A 1,383-nucleotide genomic window follows, 5' to 3' on the forward strand; every position below is an offset into this window, starting at 1 on the left:
TTCTTCAAGGACATCCCCGTCGCTTCCTGCATGAACCTCGATACAGCCAGCGCCGTGAACACAACCGTCAGGTGCGCCTCGATCGCGTCACGAGTGCGATGGAAAATCGGGCGGGCTCGAAGGTCGGTCTTCGACATCCTAAAAGACTGCTCGACATGCCACAGGTCATGATAGGAACCAACGACGTCGTTGGCCGACATCACGTTCGCTGCGATATTCGTGACGTAGCCTTTCCAACCTGCCAACCCGACAGCCTTGTCATAACCAGCCTCATCGAAGACCTTTGTCGACCCCTTCGCCTTGACGAACCGTGCTGCTTTCGGTTTCGATTCCCCATCGATGATGCGCATCGCGCGGTTGCGTTGCAGATTCAGCGTCTCCCGGTCCCTCACGGCTCGTTTCCGCCGGTATTGCCACACTGCCCGCCAAGCGTGCGGATGGTCTTCAGGTGACCACACGGGTTCGGCACGAGTCAGCGTCCGGTTCTTATTCAACGCGACGGTGGCCCTTGGGGTCAGGGTATCGACGAACTGCCCGTCATCGGTGTTCGTGCCATTCCAGGTGAAGAACGTCGCCAGATCATTCGGTGCCTTCGTCTGCCGTGAGCCCACGATGAATCTCAGCCCTGCGTCGTCGATGGCCTTCAGGTTCGCAGCTGAGAGCATTCCAGCATCAGCGACGATGACCATATCGGTAACCCCGTGACGGTCCTGGAATCCCTTGACGATCGGGATCATCGTGAACGTCTCTGCCTTGTTGCCTTCGAAACAGCCGATCTCTAACGGAAACCCAGTCCGATCGACGAGGAGGCCGACAACGATCTGCGGGTCGACCCGACGTTCTTTGGAATAGCCGACCTTGCGCAGTTCGTCTTCTTTCTCTGCCTCAAAATAGAGAGTCGTCACGTCGTAGAGAATCAAAGAGATCCCTGTCGTCGCGACCGAATAGTCGAAGCACTTCTCCGCGATGGTTTCTCGGTACGCATCAGCATTGACTCGCTGCAGGCACCGGGTGAACGTGCTGCGATGTTTGGTATCGGCACCGAGTTCGTCAAGGACTCGAATGCTGTCGGACTTCGATGTGGGCTCGACGATGCGAGCGAGGACGAGCTGGAAGAAGGCTTCGTCGTCGACGACGTGGAAGCCGAGCCTGTCGTAGGCGGTGCGGATCGTATCGATAAGCAGACGCGATGCCGATCCCCTCACACGTCGACGCGAAGCTGTAGAGACCTTGCTTCCGGTGTCGAGGTCCAGGGGCAACTGTCCGGTGGACTCGTTGATCTTCTCGCGGCCGGCTTCTTCGAGAGCCGCCAACTGTGCCGGGGTGTGTGCGGAACCGAGGTGTTCAATAACGGTGAGTTTGCCGTGGCGTTTCGTCACGATC

At 58.2% G+C, this 1,383-nt stretch carries 1 protein-coding gene; it reads right to left on the reverse strand.

Annotated features, from left to right (window positions below; genetic code table 11):
* On the reverse strand, window positions 1-1,382 hold a 1,382-nt coding region (locus tag HK108_RS18615), incomplete at its 3' end, for an IS1634 family transposase (protein ID WP_181272607.1).
* Between the last annotated feature and the right edge of the window lies 1 nt (window position 1,383).

This window comes from Brevibacterium sediminis, from assembly GCF_013623905.1.
GTDB lineage: Bacteria > Actinomycetota > Actinomycetes > Actinomycetales > Brevibacteriaceae > Brevibacterium > Brevibacterium sediminis.